This is a genomic window from Streptomyces sp. 3211.6, assembly GCF_003634815.1.
GTDB lineage: Bacteria > Actinomycetota > Actinomycetes > Streptomycetales > Streptomycetaceae > Streptomyces > Streptomyces katrae_A.
In genome coordinates this window covers 7,068,926-7,088,359 of record NZ_RBXC01000001.1, presented here as the reverse complement: position 1 = coordinate 7,088,359, position 19,434 = coordinate 7,068,926, and the positions used below count along the sequence as shown (strand labels likewise).

At 73.7% G+C, this 19,434-nt stretch carries 15 protein-coding genes; 7 read left to right on the top strand and 8 right to left on the bottom strand.

Annotation, left to right across the window (positions count from 1 at the left end; all coding sequences use genetic code 11):
* Window positions 1-149: 149 nt before the first annotated feature.
* The 4 genes from BX286_RS32475 to BX286_RS32460 form a co-directional block, all read right to left on the bottom strand.
* Window positions 150-2,528, bottom strand: a complete 2,379-nt coding sequence (locus BX286_RS32475) for a SpoIIE family protein phosphatase (protein ID WP_315974772.1) — start codon at window positions 2,526-2,528, stop codon at window positions 150-152.
* A gap of 106 nt (window positions 2,529-2,634) precedes the next feature.
* A complete protein-coding gene (locus BX286_RS32470) occupies window positions 2,635-3,147 on the bottom strand; it encodes a GNAT family N-acetyltransferase (RefSeq protein WP_079423754.1) in 513 nt (170 codons plus the stop codon).
* A 112-nt stretch (window positions 3,148-3,259) separates the two neighbouring features.
* Entirely contained in the window at window positions 3,260-4,201 is a 942-nt protein-coding gene (locus tag BX286_RS32465) for a hypothetical protein (RefSeq protein ID WP_121017250.1), read from the bottom strand.
* The gene (locus BX286_RS32460) at window positions 4,198-5,610 is read right to left on the bottom strand and encodes a phenylacetate--CoA ligase family protein (protein WP_079423757.1); all 1,413 of its coding nucleotides are present in this window, start codon (window positions 5,608-5,610) and stop codon (window positions 4,198-4,200) included. Before BX286_RS32460 ends, BX286_RS32465 begins: the two co-directional genes overlap by 4 nt.
* A 397-nt stretch (window positions 5,611-6,007) precedes the next feature.
* Between BX286_RS32460 and BX286_RS32455 the strand changes: the two genes are divergently transcribed.
* From BX286_RS32455 to BX286_RS32440, 4 genes are all read left to right on the top strand, one after another.
* Window positions 6,008-6,802: a helix-turn-helix domain-containing protein gene (locus tag BX286_RS32455; RefSeq protein ID WP_261993574.1), complete on the top strand. Its 795-nt coding sequence runs from the start codon at window positions 6,008-6,010 to the stop codon at window positions 6,800-6,802.
* Between the two features lie 283 nt (window positions 6,803-7,085).
* Window positions 7,086-8,435, top strand: a complete 1,350-nt coding sequence (locus tag BX286_RS32450) for a uracil-xanthine permease family protein (RefSeq protein ID WP_079423760.1) — start codon at window positions 7,086-7,088, stop codon at window positions 8,433-8,435.
* 34 nt (window positions 8,436-8,469) lie between these two features.
* Window positions 8,470-9,900 carry an amidohydrolase family protein gene (locus BX286_RS32445; protein ID WP_121017249.1) on the top strand — a complete coding sequence of 477 codons (1,431 nt, stop codon included), beginning with the start codon at window positions 8,470-8,472 and terminating at the stop codon, window positions 9,898-9,900.
* Window positions 9,897-10,607 (top strand): sulfite exporter TauE/SafE family protein, encoded by a 711-nt coding sequence (locus BX286_RS32440; RefSeq protein ID WP_121017247.1) that lies wholly within the window; start codon window positions 9,897-9,899, stop codon window positions 10,605-10,607. The genes BX286_RS32445 and BX286_RS32440 overlap by 4 nt, the downstream gene beginning before the upstream one ends.
* On the opposite strand, the gene BX286_RS32435 is transcribed toward BX286_RS32440, so the two are convergent.
* The 4 genes from BX286_RS32435 to acs form a co-directional block, all read right to left on the bottom strand.
* Window positions 10,591-11,670, bottom strand: a complete 1,080-nt coding sequence (locus BX286_RS32435) for a LacI family DNA-binding transcriptional regulator (RefSeq protein WP_079423766.1) — start codon at window positions 11,668-11,670, stop codon at window positions 10,591-10,593. The two genes, BX286_RS32440 and BX286_RS32435, sit on opposite strands and share 17 nt — an antisense overlap.
* 137 nt (window positions 11,671-11,807) lie before the next feature.
* Window positions 11,808-12,029, bottom strand: a complete 222-nt coding sequence (gene infA, locus BX286_RS32430) for a translation initiation factor IF-1 (protein ID WP_079423768.1) — start codon at window positions 12,027-12,029, stop codon at window positions 11,808-11,810.
* A gap of 59 nt (window positions 12,030-12,088) precedes the next feature.
* Entirely contained in the window at window positions 12,089-12,841 is a 753-nt protein-coding gene (locus BX286_RS32425) for an N-acetyltransferase (RefSeq protein WP_079423770.1), read from the bottom strand.
* A gap of 203 nt (window positions 12,842-13,044) precedes the next feature.
* Window positions 13,045-15,024, bottom strand: coding sequence for an acetate--CoA ligase (gene acs / locus BX286_RS32420; RefSeq protein ID WP_121017245.1), 1,980 nt, complete (start codon window positions 15,022-15,024; stop codon window positions 13,045-13,047).
* A gap of 356 nt (window positions 15,025-15,380) precedes the next feature.
* Here acs and BX286_RS32415 point away from each other — a divergent pair, with 356 nt between their 5' ends.
* The 3 genes from BX286_RS32415 (at window position 15,381) to glpK (ending at window position 19,414) form a co-directional block, all read left to right on the top strand.
* The gene (locus BX286_RS32415) at window positions 15,381-16,808 is read left to right on the top strand and encodes an amidohydrolase family protein (protein WP_237292572.1); all 1,428 of its coding nucleotides are present in this window, start codon (window positions 15,381-15,383) and stop codon (window positions 16,806-16,808) included.
* A gap of 200 nt (window positions 16,809-17,008) precedes the next feature.
* Window positions 17,009-17,857: an MIP/aquaporin family protein gene (locus BX286_RS32410; RefSeq protein WP_079423776.1), complete on the top strand. Its 849-nt coding sequence runs from the start codon at window positions 17,009-17,011 to the stop codon at window positions 17,855-17,857.
* Between the two features lie 39 nt (window positions 17,858-17,896).
* Window positions 17,897-19,414: a glycerol kinase GlpK gene (gene glpK, locus BX286_RS32405; RefSeq protein ID WP_079423779.1), complete on the top strand. Its 1,518-nt coding sequence runs from the start codon at window positions 17,897-17,899 to the stop codon at window positions 19,412-19,414.
* The last annotated feature ends 20 nt before the right edge of the window (window positions 19,415-19,434 follow it).

Genomic DNA, 19,434 nt, shown 5'->3' with positions numbered 1-19,434 from the left:
TCTCGTACCCCTGGGAGCGGCGCGTACGCACGATCCGGCCATCCTGGGGTGCCGGGCCGCCGGAAGCAACCGCGCGGCCGGGCAGGGGGAGCTCCTGCGGACCGTCCGGAGGGGGCGGGCACGGCCGGAAGCCGTACGGCCGTTGTCCGTTACGGCTCCGGGGGCAGGTGGACGTCCAGGACGCAGATGTCGTCGCGGTGGGGGGTGCGGCCCGCGGCCAGGGTGCGGGCGAGGGTGTCGGCCCGGCCCTCCCGGACGAGGCGGGCCGCGGTCGCGGCGAGGGCGGCCAGGCCTTCCTCGATGTCCACGCCGGGGTCCTCGACGAGGCCGTCGGTGTAGAACAGCAGGTGGTCGCCCGGCAGCAGACCGATGACCTCCTGCCCGTAGGCCACCTCGGCGGCGGCGCCGAGCAGGTTCCCCTCCGGCTGGGGGAGGAACTGCGCCCGGCCGTCGCGGATCAGCAGCGGCGGGAGGTGTCCGGCGCGTACCCAGCTGAGCCGGTGGCCTTCGGGCTGGTAGCGGGCCATCACCATGGTCGCGGTGGCGGCCCCGGACGGTTCCGCGGCCGTGTGGAGCAGGAGGGCGTTGAGCCGGCCCAGGACGTCGGGGAGGGCCGAGCCGGTGACGGCCATCCCCTTGGCGGTGAACCGGAGTTGGGCCATCGTGCCGACGGCGGCCAGGCCGTGCCCGGCGACGTCCCCGACGACGAAGAGGGCGCAGCCGTCGGGGAGGGGGATGGCGCTGTACCAGTCGCCGCCCACGTTCACCCCGGCGTCGGCGGGCAGGTAGGCGACGTCCACGCACAGCCCGGCGAGTTCCAGGGACTGCTCGGGGATGGGCAGGAGCGTTTCCTGGAGCCGTGCGGCGAGGGAGCGTTCGGCGCGGAGCATGCCCCGCTGGACGAGGTTCGCGCGTTCGCTCTCGCGCAGGGCGATCTCGATGTCGCGCTGGGTGGTGACGTCCTGGACGAAGCCGTGCACCTCGACCGGGGTGCCGTCCGTGTCGTGGCCGGCCTCGGCGACGATCCTCAGGTGCCGCACCCCGTCCCTGGTGGTGATGCGGAAGGGCTGGTCCATGCCGGCGCCGTCCTCGAGCAGCCGCTGGACGGCGCGGCCGAGTCCCGGCAGGTCGTCCGGCAGCACGTGGCGGGGGAGTTCTTCCAGGGGGATGGGCCCCAGGGCGGGGTCGCGCCGGAAGACGGTGTAGACCTGATCGGACCAGGTGATGGTGTCCGTGGTGAGGTTCCAGCTCGCCCACCCGAGGTTGCCCAGGCGCTGGAGGTCGGCCAGCCGGCGCGCCTCCAGGTCGCTGGTGTCGAGGCGGGCCCAGGAGGCCACCAGCCGGTCCCTCACGCGCGAGGCTCGCACGGAGAAGACGGAGTGGCGCGGGACCCCCGCGGCGACCTCCTCGTAGGTGAAGGGAAGTCCCTCGTAGACGGTGCCCGTGGCGAGGGCGTCCAGGTAGCCGTCCCACAGGGGGCTCCCGGCCACCGTGGGATACGTCTCGAGGACCGTGCGGCCGACCAGTTCCTTGCCCTTGCGGCCCGCGACATCGACGGATTCCGCGGTCGCCGCGTCGATCCGGAAGTCCTCCACGGAGCCGTCCGCCGCACGCACGGGGGTGAGGAGCACGGCGGGCCCGGACAGCACGTCGAAGATCTGCTGGACCGTCGTGACGTCCTCCTCGGCGGGCACTGGGCGCACCGCCGGCGGCGCGCCCAGTGCCCCGCCGCACAGCCGGACCACCCGGAGCAGCAGGTCCCGTGTCCGGTGGTCGAACGGCCCGGGTTCGCGGCGGAAGAAGCCGACGGCGGTCGTGGAGGGGGCTCCCGGTGCCGGGATCCAGGCGCGCGACAGCCACCGTTCGGGGTGGGCTCCGATGCGCAGGTAGCCGTCGGAGGCCTGGTCGGGGGCCTCCACCCACACGGGCCGCCGGCGGGTCAGGGCCTCCAGCACGGCGAGGCTGCCGAGCGGCGGGAGGTGGCTCCACTGCTGGGCGGTGGCGCCGTCGATACCGGCGTGCCCGGCCAGCTCCAGGCTTCCCGCGGGGTCGCGGGTGTAGATCATGACGGCGTCCACCCCGGCGGGCTCGTTCAGGGCCGTCCGCAGCAGTTCCGCGACCTCGGCGGGGCCGCTGGTGGCCGCCAGGGCCTTGGCCAGCCGGTCCGGCAGGGCGCTCCGTCCGGCGCCGGACGCCCCGCCGGGGGCGTACCCGCCGGTGCGGAACACCGTCCCCGCCGGTGCGTTCCGCCGGCCGTCCGCGGCCCGGACGGGGGGCCAGCCGGCACCGCCCAGGGTGAGCAGGCACTCCTCGGTCAGGGTGCGCCGGTGGTCTTCGGCGCGGCGTTGCAGGAGCTCGTACGCCTCGTCCGCGGGCAGGCCCTGCCGGGCCATGAGCACGCCCTTGGCGCGTTCGAGGACGGCCGCCGTCGCGGCTCCCGCCTCCAGGTCCTCGACCTCGGCGCGGAGCCGGGCCACCACCTTCGCCAGGGCCAGCATCTGCGGTGCTGTGCCCTCTGACCGGGGCACGGCCTCGTCCTCCTCCATAAGTCGAGGATGCCACTCCCCGGCGTTCACCCGGGTGCCGCCACGGACGGCGGCGCCCGAACCGGCCGGAAACCGACCTTCGCCGGGCTCAGAGCCCGCGGCGGTAGCGGAGCTCGGTGAGGACGGTCCCGTCGTCGTACGCGTCGTCCTGGGACCGGCCGTCGGCCCGGTAGCCGGCCCGCTCGTAGAAGCGCAGGGCCCGTTCGTTCCCGTCGAGGACCCACAGGGCCGACGCCGTGAACCCCTCGGCGCGCATCCGGGCGTGCGCCTCGTCCAGGAGGGCGCGGCCGATGCCCGTGCCGATCAGCTCCGGGGCGGCGTACAGGGCGTACACCTCGCCGGTGCCCTCCGGCTCTCCGTCCTCGGGGCGGCCGTAGCAGAGCCACCCGACGGGGCCGCGGTCGTCGGCCGCCACGAGGTCCCGCGAGGTCCGGCCGGGCCGGGCGAACCACTCGCGGCGCCGGGCGGCGTCGTCCTCGACCGTCATCGCGTCCAGGTGGGAGCGGGGGACCAGGCCGGCGTACGCCGCCTGCCAGCCCCGGACCCGGATCGCCGCGACGGCCTCGATGTCGGCCGCGTCCATGTCCCGTACACGTATCATCGCGCCACCCTAGTGCTGTGACCGGAAAGGTTCACCGTACGAGCCGCGGCCCTCCGCCTTGCGATGCACCGCACCGGACACCGCGAACCGGCAAACCTTTCCAGCCACAGCACTAGCCGCTCACGATCAGGTCCGGCCCGGAGGGCGACGGCCGGGCCGGTGCGGTGCGGGACGGCCGCTGCCGGGGCGTTCCCAGCCGGTCGCGGCCGAAAACGATCTCGGCCATCCGCCGCTCGGGGCCGCGGCGGCGCAGGAGCAGGTGGCCGATGAAGGCGGCCGGGCCGAAGAACACCTGGGCGGGCATCACCGCCGGGACGTGGCCGGTGACCGCGCCGGCGATGTGCAGCGCGGCCACGGGGGCCACGACGCCGAAGAGCAGCACCAGCGCGGTCCCGGTCCACAGCCCCGCCTTCCCGTACGCCTTGTGGGCGGTGGTGGTGAAGAGGGCGTACGCCAGCAGGTCGCCCATGCCGACCACCGCGCCGAGGTCCTCTCCGATGCGCAGCCCGGCCGCGGGGGCGAACGGATAGCCCTGTACGGTTTCGGACAGCTCCTCGGTCAGGGGCACGACCCAGGCGAAGACCGCGTCGTAGAGGGTGAGGGCGAGCAGGAACCAGGCAACGTTCCTCAGCCGCATCCCGCCCTGCACGTTGATGTTGGTGGCGGAGACCACGACGAGGCCGACGACGCAACTGTTGAGGATCCAGTAGGGCGCGGAGGTGTCGCCGAAGGCGAGGTGGGCGCCGAGCACGGCGGCGATCAGCGCGGCGATCAGGGCCCAGCGCAGCCGGCCGTTGCCGATGACGGGCTGGTAGCCGACGGACAGCCCGCCCGCGAAGACGAGGGCGAGCACGACCGGCAGGACGGCGCCGGGCAGCGCGAGGTAGACGTACGGCAGTGCCAGGACGAAGCCCATCATCACGAAGATGTCGCGGCCGTCGAAGACGCCGACCGGCGGCCTCGTCGCGCGTACGGTACGGAAGTAGTGGACCGCTCCGGCGCACACTGCGAGCGCCAGGGCGCTGGTGACCGCGAGCTGGAAGAAGACCGTCATGCGGGGCTCCGGGTGAAAGTGTGCTCCAACAGGTCGCAGCGGAGGGGGAAGCGCCGCGCGGCCTCCTCGTCGCTGAGCGGCAGGATCGTGACGTCCGCATCGATGTCCTGGGCCCGCAGCCGCTCGGTCACTTCGGCGGCGGTGACCTCCTTGGCGGCGACCTCCACATGGAGTCGGCCGTCGGCCCCGACGGCTGCCCGGTGGCGCAGCGGGAACGGCAGCCCGGGGGTACCGTCCAGCGCCTCCACGATCTCGCGCGGGGTCACGACGGCGTCGCTGGTGCGGTGCAGCTGGCCCGCCTTGCCGAGGATGTAGGAGACCGCGGGCACCATCGCCAGTTCGCAGTCCGGTTCTTCCTCCAGGGCGCGGACGACGTCACCGGTGTTGTACCGCAGGACGGGCATGCACTCCCGGTAGGGGTAGTACGGCGTGACCGTCAGCTCGCCGAGCCGGCCGGGCGCGGCGGGCTCGCCCGTCTCCAGGTCGAGCACCTCCGTGTACCCCATGTTGGGATCGATGTGCAGATGGCGCCGGCTACAGGTACGGCCGCCGACGGGCAGCAGCTCGGTCATGCCGAAGGCGTCGCCGACGACCTCGGCCCCGAACGTCTCGCGCAGAGCGTCCATGAGGTTCCGCGACAGCATCTCCCCGCCGCCGTAGATCGCCCGCAGCCCGAAGTCGTCGGGGCCGTAGCCGCTTCGGCGTGCGGCGGTCACCAGCTGGCCCAGGTAGCTGGGGGCGCCGGTGAGTATGGTGGGCCGGGTGCCGTTCCGGCCGAGCAGGTGCTCGATGGACTCGTCCGGCGGGATCTGCCCCACGACGTGGCACGACGCGTTGGCGAGCCGGCACACGGCGACGTCCTCCTGTACGGCGGCCGTCGCCCTGGAGCTGAGGTTGATCTGCATCCGGTCGCCGGGGCCGAGTTCGCCGCGCAGGACGAGGGACAGCGCGATCAGCGCGGGCCAGAGTTCCATCTCGTAGCGGGAGAGCCAGATCTGGACGGGACGGCCGGTGGTGCCGGTCGTCTGCGTCGCCAGGTACGGGGCGCTGCACAGGAAGTCGGCGGGGCGTTCGATCAGGTCGGCCTTGCGCGTGACCGGGATGCGGGTGAGCGTCTCGGTGGTCAGCCCCTCGAGGTCCACTCCGGCGAGCAGCTCGCGGTAGAAGGGCGAGCGCTTGGCGAGCTTGCGCACGGTCCGCCGGAGCGCGCGGTTCTGCAACTCCCGGCGCTCGTCCGGGTCGGTGAACGGCCCGTCGGCCAGTTCGTCGACGTCGTCGCCCAGCGAGCCGAACTCCTCGAGCGTGGCAAGAGCGTCGGCGACCAGCCGCTCCACGGTCCGTGCGCTCAGCCGTCGGCCGAACACCATGGACAGCGCCACCCGTACCTGCCGGACACCGGTCTCCAGCACTCATGCCTCCCTTGGGCGTAGCGAGGGGGTGGGGGCGGAAGCCGCCCCCACCCCCCATTTCGGCTCTGCGTCAGCTGACGGAGCAGTACGAGAAGAAGACCGACGTCATGGCACCCATGACGTACTTGAACTGCTTGGCGCTCGTCTTGATGGCGCTCATATGTGCCTCCCCTGTTTGCTGTGAGTGGACGAACACCTGGCCTCCGCCGGAGGTTCGGTGGTGCGCCCCTTGACGGACAACACACTGGCGCGATCGCGGCGAGCGGGCAATGATCGGGTCCATTCAACGGACCGGCGACTGAGGGGAATCCATACGGGCACCCCAACTGACCTGGCCCGAACGGGGAATTGTGGGGGCCGTCCGATCGGCGGCCCCCTGCTTGAGAGGGGGACCCTCATGGCCAGATCCGGCGCTGAGGGCCGCGGCGTGCTGGAAGGCGCGTTCGCTCTGATGGAAGTGCTCGCGCACGACGAAGAGGTGGGGCTGACCCGGCTGGCGAACGACGCCGCGCTGCCGAAGGCCACCGCCCACCGGCTGCTCGGACAGCTGGTCGAGCTGGGCGCGGTGCAGAGTCACGAAGGGCGTTACCGGCTGGGCCCGCGCACGTTCCGGCTGGGGCAGGCCTGGCATCCGGCGCGGGCGCTGCGGGCCGCTTCGGCGCAGCCGCTGCGGGAGCTCGCGGCGGTCGCCGGCGGGGTGAGCCTGAGCCTGTCGGTGCCCGAAGCGGGGCACATCATCGTCGTGGGGGGCATGCGGGGCGAGGTGGACGAGGTCTTCCCGCTGCGCTCGGGGGTGGTCCTGCCGCCCGGCAGCGCGGCGGAGCTGGTCCTCGCGGCGTCCGCGCCGGTGCCGCGGCGGCCGGCGGGGTGGACGGCGGCCGCGTGGGCGCGCGAGGTGGCCGCGATCCGGGAGCGGGGGCTCGCGTTCGACCACGAGAGTTGCGTGGAGTCGTTGTCGTGCGTGGCGGCTCCAGTGCGCGCCGCCTCCGGTCACGTGGTGGCCGCGGTGGCGGTGACCGCCCTGGACGGGAAGCTGATCCCCCCGCTGGGCGATGCCGTGGGCCGCGCGGCATCGATGATCAGCGCCAGGCTGGCCCGGCTTCCGGAACCGGGGGCGCGAGCGCGCCGGAGCGGACCGGCCGTGGACCGGGGGGCTTCGGAACTGGCCGCTGCAGCGGAGCGGGTCCGCTGAGCCGGCGACCGGCGTGAGCTTCCGCTTCCCCCGCCCGCGGCCATGGCCGCGGGCGGGGGAAGCGGCTTTCCGGGCCCGGGCCGGCACGTCGGCGCGGCTGGCGTCCGCCGGCGATGGAATCAATGCGTCCGCAACCCTTGACGGGCCTTCGGGGCCCTCACATACTGGCGGCCAAATCGATTTGGCCGCGCCCCGGCTCCTCCCTGGAGCCGGGGCGCGGCCGAAGCCGGAGCGAGCCGAACGGAGCTCGAACGTGTCCAGTCCCCGCACACTCCCCCACCCCGTGGACCAGTCCCGCCCGCTGAGCCGGATCCTCCTGTTCGGCGTCCAGCACGTCCTCGTCATGGCGGCGACCCCCGTCTCGGCGATCTTCCTGATGAGCGCGACCCTGCACCTCGGCCCCCGGCTCACCGTGAACCTCCTCTCGGCGGCCTTCGTGCTGTCCGGGGTCGGCTCCCTGATCCAGTCGCTGGGGCCCTGGAAGTTCGGGCCCCGGCTGCCGTTCGTCATGCTGCCGGGCGGGGCCCCGCTGATCCTCTTCCTGGCCATCGCCGACGAGCACGGGGTGCGCACCGCCACCGGGGCGGTGATCATCAGCGCGGTCTTCACCTTCCTCGTACTGCCGGTCTTCTCCCGCCTGCTGAAGTACTTCCCCACCCTGGTCATCGGCACGATGATCGTCATCGTTGGGGTGAACCTGGTGAAGGTCGGTGCGCTCCTCGTCACCGGGCGTCCCGGCCAGCCGGGCTTCGCCGACCCCGCGAACCTGGCCCTGGGCCTGGCCACGATCGGCTTCACCGTGGCCCTCTACTGGCTGTTCAGCGGTGTCCTGCGGCAACTCGCCGTGATGCTGGGCCTGATCGCCGGCAGCGTGCTGGCGTTCGCCCTCGGACGGATCGACTTCGGCGGGGTCACCGAGGGCGGGATCCTGAGCGCTCCGCAGCTGATGCCGTTCGGCACGCCCGAGTTCCACCTGGTCGCCGCGCTGCCGCTGATGCTGTACGCCCTCGCCTCCATGGCCGAGGCCACCGGGCAGACCGTGATCAACGCGGAGACCGTCGGCAAGGAGATCGACGCGCGCACCGCCGTACCGCGCACCGTCCGCGGGGACGCCCTGGTGTCCGTCCTGGCCGGCTTCCTCGGGCTGCCGCTGATGGTGACCAGCGGCGAGAACATCGGCATCGTCCGGGTCACCGGGGTGCGCAGCCGGTTCGTCACCGCGGCCGCCGGCGTGGTCCTCATCGCCATCGGCTTCCTGGCGCCCGTCATCCGCGCCATCAGCGTCATCCCGTCCGCCGTCGTCGGCGGCACGGCCATGGTGGTCTTCGCCGTCATCACCGTGCTCGGCGTGCAGATGCTCGGGAAGGCCCAACTGGACCGGCACTCGCACGCGTTCATCTGCGCCGTCGCCATCGCGCTGGGCCTGCTGCCGATCCTGGTCCCCGGCGTCTACGCGGGCCTGCCCTCCGGCGCCCGGATCCTGCTCGAAAGCGGCGTGGCCGTAGGCGCGTTCACCGCCGCGCTCCTCAACGTCCTGTTCCACCACGTACGGCCCCGGCTCTCCCGCGGCGCCGCCGGCCCCGCCCTCGCTCCCGCCGACGCGGGCGCCCCCGCTCCCCTGCCCCATGTGTGAGCCCTACGCGAAAGACGAGATGAGCACCCTCCCGATGAGACACCACACCACCGCCGGCCCCCTCCCCGACCTCCGCCGGCCGGCCGACGGCCCCCGGCTCCTGGTCCCGGACCTCGTGCTCACCCCCGAGGGCCTGCGGGAGGGCTACGCAGCCGTCGTCGACGGCGGCGCCTTCCAGGCCGTCGGGCCGGCCGCCGTGCTGGAGCGCGAGCACCCCCGGCTGACGCCGGTCCGGCTGCCCGGGCACCTGCTGATGCCGGGGTTCGTCGACGCGCACCACCACCTGACGCAGAGCTTCGGCGCGGCCCTGGCCTTCGGCGAGCCCTCCGAGATCTTCCGCCGCGTCTGGGTCCCCCTCGAGGGGGCCCTGGACGAGGAATCCGCCTACACGGCCGCCAAGCTGTCGGCGCTGGAATCCCTGCGGGGCGGGTTCACCACCGTCGCCGAGGCCGGCACCCGGGCCCCGGTGGACGTCGGTGTCGTGGCCGCGGCCGCGGGCGACGCGGGGATCCGCTGCGTCCTCGGGCTCGTCTGCAACGACGTCCCCGATCCCGCGGGGGCCGGGGGGACGGAGGACACCGCCTCCGTCCTGGCCGCCGCCGAGAAGCACCTCGCCCGGTACGAGGGCGCGGAGCTGGTCCACCCCTCGCTGGCGGTCCCGGTACCGGAGGCCGCCACGGAGCGGACCCTGCGGCACACCGCCCGGCTCGCCGCCGAAGCGGGCGCCGTGGTCCAGATCCACGTCAACGAGCACCTCGCCGCCGTGGAACGCTCCCTGGTCCGGCACGGGCTGCGCCCGCTGGAGTACCTGCGGGAAGCCGGCGCGCTGGGGCCGCAGTTGCTCGCGGCCCACGCCACGCTGGTCACCCCGTCCGAGCTCACCCTGCTCGCCGACGCGGGCGCCGCCGTGAGCTACAACCCGGTCGCCAGCGCGTGGAAGGGCAACGCCGTGGCCCCGGCCACCGCCATGGCCGAACGCGGGATCCGCTTCGGCCTGGGCACGGACGGCACCCGCGGCGACGCGCTGCGCCTCGTGGAGGCCGCCGAGTTCGCCCAGCGCCTCGCCTACGGCCTGGCCACCGGGGACTCCTCCTGCGGGGCGGGCTGGACCTGGCTGGACCGCGGCGGCCCGGGCGGCGCGGACGCCGTCGGCCTCGGGGCGCTCACCGGCCGGATCGCCGCCGGGGCGGCCGCCGACTTCCTGCTGGTCGACGTCGGCGGCCCGGAGATACGGATCTCCCGGGACCTGCCCTGGGAGCTGGTCCGACGCGGGAACCGCGACCAGATCACCGCCGTGTTCGTCGCCGGCCGGCTGCGGATGTGGCGGGGCCGGGCCGTCGGCTGGGACGACCTCGCGTTCCTCGACCGGGCGGCGGAGCTGGCCGACGAGGTGGTCGCACGGGCCGGCGTGACCCGGGCGCACCCGACCTCCGCGGCCGCACGGGCCGGGAGCGCCGTCCGGTGAGCGCCGCGACCTTGCTGGTCCTCGCCCTGGTCGTGGCGGTCGCCGCGTTCGTCCAGGGGACCAGCGGCCTCGGGTTCGCGCTGGTCGTCGCCCCGGTGGCCGGACTGCTCGACCCCTCGCTGCTGCCGGTGTTCGTCCTCGCGTCGATGATCCCGCTGAACCTCTACGTGGTCTGGCGCGAACGGCACTCGCTGGACCTGCGGGGCGCGGGCTGGATCTCGGCGGCGCGGCTCGCCGCGACCCCCGGCGGGCTCCTGCTGCTGTGGGCCGTGCCCGGGCAGCGGCTCGGCGTCGTCGTCGGCGTGGCGACCGTCCTGGCGGCGGCCGCCAGCCTGGCGGCGCCGGCCTTCGTGCCGGGCCGGGCCGCCTACCTGGGCGCGGGCGTGGTCACGGGACTCACCGAGACGGCGACGGGGGTGGGCGGTCCGCCGCTGGCCCTGGTCTACCAGCACCGTCCGCCCGCGGAGCTGAGGTCCACGGTCGCGCTGTGCTTCCTGGTCGGCGAGGTGGTCTCCCTCGTCCTGCTCCTGGCCACCGGCCACGGCACGCCGGGTCAACTGGGCTGGGCCGCAGCCCTGTTGCCCGCGCTGGCCCTCGGGGCGTGGCTGAGCCGGCTGGCGCACCACCGGATCGACGCCGCGCGGATGCGCCCCCTGGTCCTGGGCTTCGCGCTCGTCTCCGGTGCGGTGCTCATCCTGGCTCCGTGACCCGCAGCGAGGAGGCGCGGGCGATCACCCGGGGCTCGGGCGCCGCCGCCGGAGCCCCGGCGGCGACCCCGCGCAGCCGGGACAGGAGCAGTTCGACGGCGTCGGCGGCCGCCCGGCCGAGGTGCAGGTCGACGGCGGTGAGCGGGGGTTCGCAGGTGCGGGCCCGCGGCCCGTCGTACCGGGTGGCGACCAGTACGTCCTCGGGGACGCGCCGGCCGCTGTCGCGGATGGCGCGGACGGCGCCGACCGCGAAGACGTCCACGAGGGCGCAGACGGCGTCGGTCCGCGGATGGGCGGCCAGCAGGGCCGCGCAGGCGTCGTACCCGGCCTGTTCGCCCCCCTCCTCCGGGGCGGTCACGACGACGGGGGTCCAGCCCCTGTCGGCGGCGGCGCGTTCGTAGGCGGCGCGGGCGTCGACGGAGGAGTGGCGGGTGCCGGCGCCGATCAGCAGCGCCGGACGGCGGGCCCCCTGCTCGCGCAGATGGTCCAGCAGCAGTTCGGTGACGGCGCCGCCGCGCAGGTCCACGTACGGGGCGTCCGTCCCGGCCACCTCGCGGCCGAGCGCCACGTACGGCAGGCCCCGCTCGCGCAGCTGCGCGACGGCCGGGTCGTCCTCGCCGGGCTCGACCACGATGGCGCCGTCGATGTCGAGGGAGTGCAGCGGGGATCCGGACTGCACCGGGGGGACCAGGACGAGCGCGTAGCCGTGCACCATGGCGCGTTCCGCGGCGGCGGCGGCGATCTCCATGTAGAAGCCGAGCCTGGAGGGTCCGGCGGCCACCGCGAAGGGCATGGAGGAGGCGAGTGCGATGACCTTGGCCTCGCCGTTGCGCAGGCGCTGCGCGCGCAGGTTGGGCCGGTATCCGAGCTCGGCCGCGGTCTGCTTGATGCGTTCGCGGGTCCGGGGGTCGACCTTGCCGAGTCCGTTCAGGGCATGGGAGACGGTGGTCGGCGACACGGAGGCGGCCCGGGCGACGTCGGCGATCGTGGGCTTGCGCCGGCGGGCGCCTCCGACGGAGCCGGACGGCAGCCCGGAGGCGGAAGCGGAAGCGGAACTTGGCATCTGCGGAAACGCTCCTCGCTCGGGCGGCCGGGTCGGTCCCCTCATCTTCGCCGAACCGCCCGCCGTCCTCCAGCCCCGTCCCCGGCCGCCGGGCCGGGGGCGTGCGCCCGGGGGTCCCGGGCGCACGCTTCGCCGGCTCAGCGGTACCGGTAGACGATCCGGCCGCGGGTGAGGTCGTACGGGCTCAGCTCCACGAGCACCCGGTCCTCGGGGAGGATCTTGATGTAGTTCTTCCGGATCTTCCCGCTGATGTGCGCGAGTGCTTGGTGCCCGTTCTGGAGCTGCACCTTGAAGGTCGCGTTGCGCAGGCACTCGACTACGGTGCCTTCGACTTCGATGCCCTTGGCTGTTCTCGGCAAGGTGTCCCGTTTCTCTCGGTTCAGGGTTCGGTGTGCGTGTGCGTGTGCACGGGGGCTGGTCAGTGGCGCACCAACTCGATGCAGCCGCCGGTCCGTTCGGCGCCCGCGCCTTCGAAGAGGGCGAGGGCGGCCGTGTTGGTCTCGTCCACTTCGGCCCAGGCCGAGGTGATGCCCCGGTGGTGGAGCGACCCGAGCGCGTGGGCCAGCAGGGCCCGCCCGATGCCGTGGCGCCGGTCCTCGGCCCGCACGGCGATCAGTCCGATCCGGGCCCGGCGGCGGACCGCCGCCACCCGGACCAGCCCGGCGTACCGGCCGCCCCGCGTCGCCACAGCGTACTTCGCCGGGTCCAGGGGCAGCGAGCCGGTGGGCCCGGCCACGACCTCGGCCGGCATGGTGCGCCAGCCGACGGAGGCTTCGACCTCCTCGCGGATCGCCCGGTCCAGTGCGCGCAGCCGCCCCGGGTCCGCCTCGGTGCCGGGCAGGACCACCACCTCCGGGGGAGGTGCGAGGGCCCCGGGGGCGGTGGGGAGGGTGTATTCGCGCTCGCGGCGTCCGACGGCGAAGCCGAGGCGCTCCCACCGCGCCTTGAGGCCGGGGTCGTCCGCGGCGACGAGGGTGTGGACCGGGGTGGCGGGGAGGTCCGCCAGCACGGCGGTGGCGAGCCGGTCGAAGACCGGGTCCTGCCACACGTCGACGCTGACGAAGAGCCGCCCGTCGGGCCGGTGCGAGATGTCGCCGTGGCCGACGGTCCGGCCGTCCGACACGGCCTCCCACTGGGTTTCGGCGGTGCGGGTGATGATGACTGGGTCCATGGCTGTCGCCTTTCAGGAGTGCGTGGTCCGGGCACTCCCGACGACACCTGGGTCAGTCGCACACCGTGGGGAGAGGAGGGAGCACCCACTTCGATACAGCGTTCACGGGTCTCACCTCCTGGCGGTCTTTCACGGCGCTCCGCACCCTACCCGCCGGCCGCTCCCCCGCCCAACCGGTTTTCCGGCGGCGGGGCGATTGCGGTTCACTCCTCCTCCCCGCGCCCCTGCGCCGCGGGGAGCCGCTCCTTGATGACGTCCATCACGGCGCTGTCGGTGAGGGTGGTGACGTCGCCGAGGGCGCGGTGGTCGGCGACGTCGCGCAGCAGCCGGCGCATGATCTTCCCGGAACGGGTCTTGGGCAGCTCGGGCACCACCAGGATCTCGCGGGGCCGGGCGATGGGGCCGATCTCCCGGGCCACGTGCGCGCGCAGTTCCTCCGCGACGCCGGGCCCCGCGCCGTCGTCGCCGCTGCCGGCACCGGCGCGCAGGATGACGAAGGCGACGATGCCCTGGCCGGTCGTCGGGTCCGCGGCGCCGACCACCGCCGCCTCGGCGACCCTGGGGTGCGAGACGAGCGCCGACTCGACCTCCGTGGTGGAGATCCGGTGTCCGGAGACGTTCATCACGTCGTCGACGCGGCCGAGCAGCCAGATGTCGCCGTCCTCGTCCTTCTTGGCCCCGTCCCCGGCGAAGTAGCGGCCCGGGAACCGCGACCAGTACGTCTCGACGTAGCGCTGCCGGTCGCCCCAGATGGTCCGCAGCATCGCCGGCCAGGGCTCGGTGAGCACCAGGTAGCCGCCGGAGCCGTTCGGCACCGGGTCGCCGCGGTCGTCCACCACGTCCGCGACGACGCCGGGCAGCGGGCCCATCGCCGAACCGGGCTTGCAGACGCTGACCCCGGGCAGCGGGCTGAGCATCTGGGCGCCCGTCTCGGTCTGCCACCAGGTGTCCACCACGGGGCAGCGGTCGCCCCCGATGGCGCGCCGGTACCAGATCCAGGCCTCCGGGTTGATCGGCTCGCCGACCGAACCGATGACGCGCAGGCTGCTCAGGTCGAAGGCGTCCGGGACCTCCTCGCCCCACTTCATGAAGGTGCGGATCGCGGTCGGCGCGCAGTACAGGATGCTGACCCGGTACTTCTCCACGATCTCCCACCAGCGGCCCTGGTGCGGGGTGTCGGGGGTGCCCTCGTACATGACGGAGGTGGTGCCGTTGGCGAGCGGCCCGTAGACGATGTAGGAGTGGCCCGTCACCCAGCCGATGTCGGCCGCGGTCCAGAAGACGTCCCGCTCGGGTTTGAGGTCGAAGACCGCCCAGTGCGTCCAGGCGACCTGGGTCAGGTACCCGCCGGAGGTGTGCAGGATGCCCTTGGGCTTCGCCGTGGTCCCCGAGGTGTACATGATGTACAGCGGGTGCTCGGCGTCGAAGGGCCGCGCGTCGTGCTGCGGGGACTGGCGGTCCACGAGCTCGTGCCACCACACGTCGCGCCCCTCGGTGAAGGGCACGTCCTGGCCCGTGCGGCGGACGACGACCACGGTGCGCACGCCGGGGCAGCCGGCCACGGCGCTGTCCACGGCGGGCTTCAGGGCGGTGGCGGCGCCCTTGCGGTAGCCGCCGTCGGCGGTGATCACCACCCTGGCGTCGCAGTCGAGGATGCGCCCTTTGAGGGCGTCGGAGGAGAAGCCGCCGAAGACGACGGTGTGCGGGGCCCCGATCCGGGCGCAGGCGAGCATCGCCACGGCCGTCTCGGGGATCATCGGCATGTAGATCGCGATCCGGTCGCCCTCCCGGACCCCGAGCTCGGTGAGGGCGTTGGCGGCCCGGCAGACCTCGTCCTTCAGCTGTGCGTAGGTGATGGTCCGGGTGTCGCCGGGCTCGCCCTCCCAGTGGAAGGCGACCCGGTCGCCGTGCCCCGCCTCGACGTGCCGGTCGACGCAGTTGCGGGCGACGTTGAGGCGGCCGCCGGTGAACCAGCGCGCGAACGGGGCGTCCGACCAGTCCAGGACCTCGGTCCAGGGCTCGGCCCACTCGAGCCGCCGCGCCTGGGCCGCCCAGAAGCCGAGCCGGTCCCGTTCCGCTTCCAGCCGGGTCCGGTCGGTGGCGTTGGCCGTCGCGGCGAGGTCCTGCGGAGGGGGGAAGCGGCGCGCCTCGTGCGACAGGTTGGAAAGGGTCTGGTCACTCATGGCCACTCCTCCGGCCGGCCCGCGCCCGCCTCCGGGCACGGCTCTGGGCTCGGCACGGCATCTGCGCCGGCACCCGCTCGTCCGCAGCCCGCGCTGCCGTCCTCCGGTTCACCCGCGGTCCGCCAGCCCGGCACCGCACCCGGCGCCTTTCCCCTACGGATCCACCCAAACCGGTCGCCGGCTGCGGGACCGGCTGGGCGGCGACGGGCGGCCAGTTCGGAAAAAGTTTTCCACTGACGTCTATCGAATGGCCGTCCACTGGGAATGCTGCGTGTGTTCTCCCGCCCCGGCCCGACGCTCCGTCAGCTTCCCGCCCGGGCGGGCCTTCCGTACGGAGCCCTCGGGAGGTAACACGCATGCAGTCCATCCCCACCGCGCCCCCGGCCCCCACCCGCCGCGGTCTCCTCGCCGGCCTCGGGCTGGCCGCCGCCGCCCCGCTCCTCCTCGGCGGCGCCCCCCGCCCCGCACTCCCCCGGCAGGCCGTGGCGCCCGCCCCCGGCGGTACGACGGTCCTGCTCCGCCGGGCCTCCCTCGTGCTCACCATGGACCCCGCCCTCGGCAGCGGCCCCCTCGGCGCCCTCGAGAACGCCGACGTCCTGATGCGCGACGGCGCCATCGCCGCCGTCGGCACTTCGCTGCCGGCGCCCTACGGCGCCCGGGTGGTGGAGAGTTCGGGCAAGCTGGTCATGCCGGGGTTCATCGACACCCACAACCACCTGTGGCAGGCGATGTTCCGGGGCGGCTGCACCGACCGGGACCTGTTCGGCTGGTTCCGGGCCTGTACCGACCCCCAGCGCGGCCTCCTGACCCCCGACGCCCTGCACAGCTTCGTCCGCCTCGCCGCCCTCGACGCCGTGCAGTCGGGCGTGACCACGCTGGTCGACTGGGTGGACATCTTCTCGTACGACCTCGTCGAGAGCTACGTGCGGGCCTTGGCCGGCACCGGCCTGCGGTTCACGTACGCCCTGTACCCCCCGGCCCCCGACGGGGCGCTGGCGGCGAAGGTGAAGCGGGAACTGGTCGACCCGGTCCCGCTCGGCTCCTTCCAGATCGCCACCCACGCGTCCCGCGCCGCCCGGGCCGACAACCGCGCCCACTGGGAACTCGCCCAGGACCTGGGGGTCATGCTCAACTCCCACGTCCTGGAACGCCCGGAGATGCGCGCCGACGACCCCGTGGGCGTCCTCGCCGGCATCGGCGCACTGGGTCCCCGGCTGCTGATGAACCACGCGATCCACCTCACGGACGCGGAGATCGCCGCCGTCGCCGAGCACGACGTGCGCCTGGCCCACTGCCCGCTCAGCAACATGCGGCTGGCCTCCGGCATCATGCGGCTGTCGGACCTCGGACGCAGGGGCGTCAAGGTCGGCCTCGGTCTGGACGGCGGCACCAACGACACCTCCGACTTCCACGCGCTCATGAAGACGGCCATCGGCCTGCAACGCGCCCGCTCGACCGAAGCCGGCGTCTTCCCGCAGGTCGAGGACGTGCTGCGGATGGCCACCCTGGGCGGCGCCGAGGTCATCGGCCTCGCGGACCGGGTGGGCTCCCTGACCCCCGGCAAACGGGCCGACCTGCTGGTCATCGACCCGGCGGCGCTGAACTTCGCCCCGCGCTTCGACTGGATCGGCCAGATCGTCTTCAACGGGCGCCCCGAGAACATCGAGGCCGTGTTCGTGGACGGCCGGCCGCTGAAACTCGGCGGGCGGCTGGTCGACGTCGACCCGGCACGGGTGGTCCGCGAGGCCGAGACGGCGGCCGGCCGGCTGCGCTCGGCGGCGTAGGGCGGGGCGCGGCGACGGGGAGGCCACGGGCAGGCGCTCCGCCGTCGCCGTGCCCGCGCGCCCGATCTCCCCGCCGGACTTACGATGTCGCTAGGCCGTGCGTTCTGGATCAGGTCTGATCGGATCCGATCCAAAAGGCCCGGCCCGGAGCACTCGGGGCAGTCGACGGCCGGTCTCTGGCCGGCGGGAAGCGGGCACCCATGGCTGAGCGGCTCAAAAGGTCCGGATTGATCGGCGAGCTCTCGGCAGAGTTCGCGGGGACCATGATCCTCATCCTGTTCGGCGTCGGTGTGGTGGCCCAGGTGGTCGCCGGCGGCGCCCTCACCAATCCGCCGGGCGGCCTCGGGAACCACGACAGCATCGCCTGGGCCTGGGGCCTCGGCGTCACCCTCGGCGTGTACGTCGCCGCCAGGCTGAGCGGCGCGCACCTGAACCCGGCGGTGACGCTCGCGCTGGCGGCGTTCAAGGGGTTCCCGTGGAAGCACGTGGCCCCGTACGCGCTGGCCCAGACGGCCGGCGCCTTCGTGGCCGCCCTCATCGTGCGCTGGAACTACTCCGAGGCGCTGGCGAAGGCGGACCCCACCCACACCATCAAGACGCAGGGCGTGTTCTCCACGCTGCCGGCCAACGGCAACCCCAACCTGCCGGTCACCGAATGGGGGGCGCTGCGCGACCAGGTCATCGGCACCGCCATCCTGCTGCTGCTGATCCTCGCGGTGACCGACCTGCTCAACACGGCCCCCGGCGCCAACCTCGGCCCGTTCATCGTCGGCCTCATCGTGGTGGGGATCGGCATGGCCTGGGGCACCGACGCCGGCTACGCCATCAACCCGGCCCGCGACTTCGGCCCCCGCCTGGCGAGCTTCCTCACCGGGTACGGCGGAGCGTGGCGGGACCAGTACGGGCACTTCTACTTCTGGGTGCCCATCATCGGTCCGCTGATCGGCGGCCTGCTGGGAGCGGGTCTGTACAAGTTCTTCATCGGCCGGTACCTGCCGACCGCCGAGCCGGAGCCCCCCGGGCGCGTGCCGGTCCCGGACGAGAGCTGATCCGACCCGCGAGGACGGCCCCAAGAGAGGCGGCAACCCATGGCTGATTTCGTCGGCGCAGTGGACCAGGGCACCACCAGCACCCGTTTCATGATCTTCGACCATGCGGGCAACGAGGTGGCCAGGCACCAGCTGGAGCACGCCCAGATCCTGCCCCGCTCGGGGTGGGTCGAGCACGACCCGGTCGAGATCTGGGAACGCACCAACTCCGTGATCCAGAACGCCCTGCGGCACGGAAACCTTTCCGCGACCGACCTGGCGGCCATCGGCATCACCAACCAGCGGGAGACGACCGTCGTCTGGGACCCGCGCACCGGCCGCCCCTACTACAACGCCATCGTCTGGCAGGACACCCGTACCGACTCCATCGCCGCGGCGCTGGAACGCTCGGGGCAGGGCGACGTGATCCGCCGCAAGGCGGGCCTGCCGCCGGCGACCTACTTCTCCGGCGGCAAGATCCAGTGGATCCTGGAGAACGTCGACGGGGTCCGCGAGGCCGCCGAGCAGGGGCACGCCCTGTTCGGGAACACCGACTGCTGGGTGCTGTGGAACCTCACCGGCGGTCCCGACGGAGGCATCCACGCCACCGACGTCACCAATGCCAGCCGCACGATGCTGATGGACCTGGAGACCCTCGACTGGGACGAAGAGCTGCTGGGCTTCTTCGGCGTGCCCCGCTCGATGCTGCCGGCCATCAACCCCTCCTCCCACCCCGAGGCGTACGGGCACGCCCGCTCCTCCCGGCCCCTGCGGGCCGCCATCCCCATCACCGGGGTCCTCGGCGACCAGCAGGCGGCCACGGTCGGACAGGTCTGCTACGCCCCGGGCGAGGCCAAGAACACCTACGGCACCGGCAACTTCCTGGTGCTCAACACCGGTACCGAGCTGGTCCGGTCCCGGCACGGCCTGCTGACCACCGTGGCGTACCAGTTCGCGGGCCAGCCCGCGGTCTACGCCCTGGAGGGCTCCATCGCCGTCACCGGCTCCGCGGTGCAGTGGCTGCGCGACCAGCTGAAGATCATCAACGATGCCGCCGAGACCGAACGCCTGGCCTCCACCGTCGAGGACAGCGGCGGCATCTACTTCGTGCCGGCCTTCTCCGGCCTGTTCGCCCCGTACTGGCGCTCCGACGCCCGCGGCGCGATCGTCGGGCTCGCCCGCTACCACGACAGCGGCCACCTGGCCCGGGCCACCCTGGAGGCCATCTGCTACCAGAGCCGGGACGTGGTGGAGGCCATGGAGCAGGACTCCGGCGTCCACCTGGACGTGCTGAAGGTGGACGGCGGCGTGACCGCCAACGACCTGTGCATGCAGATCCAGGCCGACGTGCTGGGCGTACCGGTCAGCCGGCCGGTCGTCGCCGAGACGACCGCGCTCGGCGCGGCCTACGCCGCCGGACTGGCGACGGGGTTCTGGCGGGACACGGACGAGCTGCGCACCCACTGGCAGGAGTCCAAGCGCTGGGAGCCCCGGTGGTCCGAGGAGCAGCGGGAGGAGGGCTACGCGGGCTGGAAGAAGGCCGTGGAACGCACCCTCGACTGGGCCAAGGTCGAGTAGCCGCCGGGCCGGACGCGAGC

Excerpts from the sequence above, each read along its gene's own strand:
- BX286_RS32470 (WP_079423754.1), bottom strand. The coding sequence starts at position 3,147 with ATGATACGTGTACGGGACATGGACGCGGCCGACATCGAGGCCGTCGCG.
- BX286_RS32445 (WP_121017249.1), top strand. The coding sequence starts at position 8,470 with ATGAGACACCACACCACCGCCGGCCCCCTCCCCGACCTCCGCCGGCCG.
- BX286_RS32425 (WP_079423770.1), bottom strand. The coding sequence starts at position 12,841 with ATGGACCCAGTCATCATCACCCGCACCGCCGAAACCCAGTGGGAGGCC.
- BX286_RS32410 (WP_079423776.1), top strand. The coding sequence starts at position 17,009 with ATGGCTGAGCGGCTCAAAAGGTCCGGATTGATCGGCGAGCTCTCGGCA.
- BX286_RS32435 (WP_079423766.1), bottom strand. The coding sequence starts at position 11,670 with ATGCCAAGTTCCGCTTCCGCTTCCGCCTCCGGGCTGCCGTCCGGCTCC.
- BX286_RS32415 (WP_237292572.1), top strand. The coding sequence starts at position 15,381 with ATGCAGTCCATCCCCACCGCGCCCCCGGCCCCCACCCGCCGCGGTCTC.
- acs (WP_121017245.1), bottom strand. The coding sequence starts at position 15,024 with ATGAGTGACCAGACCCTTTCCAACCTGTCGCACGAGGCGCGCCGCTTC.
- BX286_RS32455 (WP_261993574.1), top strand. The coding sequence starts at position 6,008 with ATGGCCAGATCCGGCGCTGAGGGCCGCGGCGTGCTGGAAGGCGCGTTC.
- BX286_RS32465 (WP_121017250.1), bottom strand. The coding sequence starts at position 4,201 with ATGACGGTCTTCTTCCAGCTCGCGGTCACCAGCGCCCTGGCGCTCGCA.
- glpK (WP_079423779.1), top strand. The coding sequence starts at position 17,897 with ATGGCTGATTTCGTCGGCGCAGTGGACCAGGGCACCACCAGCACCCGT.